Origin of the sequence: Sphingomonas sp. FUKUSWIS1, from assembly GCF_000733135.1 — a bacterium.
Classification (GTDB): Bacteria; Pseudomonadota; Alphaproteobacteria; order Sphingomonadales; family Sphingomonadaceae; genus Sphingomonas; species Sphingomonas aerolata.
This window is the reverse complement of sequence record NZ_JPJC01000163.1, coordinates 1-2426: the sequence shown is the minus strand read 5'-3', so window position 1 is coordinate 2426 and position 2426 is coordinate 1. Positions and strand designations below refer to the sequence as shown.

Below are 2426 nucleotides of genomic sequence, written 5' to 3'. Positions count from 1 at the left end.
TGCGCCGCTGTCCGACGAGCCGATCGCCGCCGCGAGCTTCGACGCCAACCCCGCCGCCGAGGCCGTCACCCCGACCGAGACCCCAGCCCCGGCACCCACGCCGACGCCAGCGCCAGCCCCGGCGGTCGACCACGCAGCCGCCCCCGTCACGCTGCTCAAAGGCCTCGGCCCCAAGGTCGCCACCCGCCTCGCCGAGCTGGGCGTCACCACCGTCGGCCAGATGGCCGCACTCTCCGAAACCGAAGCGCAGAACATCGACGCGCAGCTCGGCGCCTTCACCGGCCGCATGGGCCGCGACCGCTGGATCGAACAATCCCGCCTCCTCGCCGCCGGCGACAAGCCCGGCTTCGAAGCCGTCTTCGGCAAGCTCTGACACGCAGGCCGCGCGTCAGCGGCCTGCCTTACCCGGACAGACTATTTCCGACCGAGCTTCTTGATCGCCGCATTGCACCATGCGGGATCCTTCGGATGCTGGCTGCCCTTGCCGATCCGGCTGATGAGATACGGCTCGTCGGCGGGGTTGGCCTTGGCCACGGCAAGGAACGTGTCCATGTCGGCGGCGGCGATAAAGCGCGAACAGCGACCCGCGATTTCCATCGTGTCGCCCAGCCCACGAAGCGGGGCGGACACCGTCCGGTCATCCGCCGGCCGCACGATCACCGGTGGCGCCATCTGCCCCGAGGCAGCTTGCAGCAATATGACAAAGGCTATGATGGTCATGGCCGACACTAGCACGAACATCCGCCACCGCCCGCGTTGACGCGGACGCTGCCTCACGCACCGTTAACGAATTTCATCCACGACAAGGAAAACCAATAAGGCGGCGGACAGGCTATGCAGCAACCACGATACGGGATGGCAAAGGGGCTGCTGATCCTTGCGTATCTATGTCTGGGTCCAATCGTCTGCGCTACTGTCGCCTTCGACAAGCCTGTCATTATCCTGGCGGTCGGTTCGGCCGTTGGCGTGTTCCTTGGTCCCGTCCTGCACCGTCTGGCAAACAGCGAGCATGCGGAAACCGTCGCACACGAAAAGGTCGACGCCGAAGCAAGGATCGCCATGCTCGTGTGCGCAATCCTGTTCGTCGCCCTGTGCGTCTACGTCATCTATAGCTCGTGGTATGACTACCAATCACTTCGCGACGTCCCGATCTACGGGGTCGGAATGATCTATGCGCCGTCTCTTGTAGTCGGAATCGCGGTTTTTGCCTGCGTGCGGTACGTGTCGCGACGGCTTAAAATCTCGGGCAACCGCTAAGCGTCGAAACAATGAGCGCCCGGGTAAATCAACCGGGTCGGTGATCCGGCGCGTTCAAGCCCCGCCCCCGCCAGCCTCAAACCTCGCTGACGAGCAGCTTGTCGATCCGTCGCCCGTCCAGATCGACGATCTCGAACTTCCACCCCTGTTCGACGAAGCTCTCGCCCTCGCCGGGCAGATGGCGGAACACCGCGAGCGCCAGTCCCGCGACGGTCGCGTAGTCGCGGTCCTCGGGCAGGTCGATGCCCAGCCGGTCGGCCAGCGCATCCGCCGCCATCGTGCCCGCGACCAGCAGCGAGCCGTCGTCGCGCACCACCACCGACGGCGAATCGTCGGGGTCGGCATCCGACTTGAACTCGCCCGCGATCGCCGCGAGCAGGTCGGCAGGCGTCACGATCCCCTCGAAATGCCCGTATTCGTCATGGATCAGCGCCATCGGCACCTCGGCCTGGCGCAGCGCGATCAGCGCGTCCATCGCGTCGATCTGGTCGATCACCACCGGCGCCTTGCGCATCAGCACGTTGAGGTCGAGCGGCTCCCCGCGGAACAGCGCGGCGGCGATGTCGCGTGCTTGCACGACGCCGCGCACGCGGTCGATCGACCCGTCGCCGACCGGCAGCCGCGTATGCTGCGACGCGAGCAGCGTGTCGCGGATCTCGTCGGCATCCCAGTTGCAGTCGAGCCAGTCGATATCGGTCCGCGGCGTCATCACCTCGCGCACCGGCCGGTCGGCCAGCCGCACCACGCCCGAGATGATCGAGCGCTCATGCTCCTCGATCACGCCCGACTTGGACGCCTCGGCGACGATCAGGTGGAGTTCCTCGGCGGTGACATGCTCCTCCGATTCGCGGTTGAGCCGCAGCGCCTTGAAGATCAGCGCGCTCGTCGAATCGAGCACCCACACGATCGGCGCGGTGATGATCGCCAGCCAGCGCATCGGCCGCGCCATGAACGCGGCGATCGTCTCGGGCGATCGCAGCGCGAACTGTTTGGGCACCAGCTCGCCGATGATCAGCGAGGCATAGGTGGTCAGGCCGATGACGATCGCGAAGCCCGCGGTCTCCGCCGTGCTCGCGCTCAGCCCCAGCGCCTGCAGCCGCGCCGCGGTCGGCGTGCCGAGACTCGCACCCGAATAGGCACCCGCAAGAATCCCGATCAACGTGATGCCG

General features: G+C 66.6%; 3 protein-coding genes and 1 pseudogene. 2 read left to right on the top strand and 2 right to left on the bottom strand.

Annotation, left to right across the window (positions count from 1 at the left end):
• Positions 1-373 (top strand): annotated as a pseudogene (locus tag sphsw_RS19790) (hypothetical protein); the annotation flags it as partial.
• Positions 374-414: 41 nt separating this feature from the next.
• Here the strand turns inward: sphsw_RS19790 and sphsw_RS10480 are convergent.
• Positions 415-720 carry a hypothetical protein gene (locus sphsw_RS10480; protein WP_152555474.1) on the bottom strand — a complete coding sequence of 102 codons (306 nt, stop codon included), beginning with the start codon at positions 718-720 and terminating at the stop codon, positions 415-417.
• A 135-nt stretch (positions 721-855) separates the two neighbouring features.
• On the opposite strand from sphsw_RS10480, the gene sphsw_RS10475 reads away from it, so the two are divergent.
• On the top strand, positions 856-1257 hold the full coding sequence (locus sphsw_RS10475; RefSeq protein ID WP_031440573.1) for a hypothetical protein: 402 nt from the start codon (positions 856-858) through the stop codon (positions 1255-1257).
• Between the two features lie 76 nt (positions 1258-1333).
• Here sphsw_RS10475 and sphsw_RS10470 read toward each other — a convergent pair.
• The coding region (locus sphsw_RS10470) for a hemolysin family protein (RefSeq protein ID WP_031440572.1) at positions 1334-2426 on the bottom strand (1093 nt) is incomplete at its 5' end.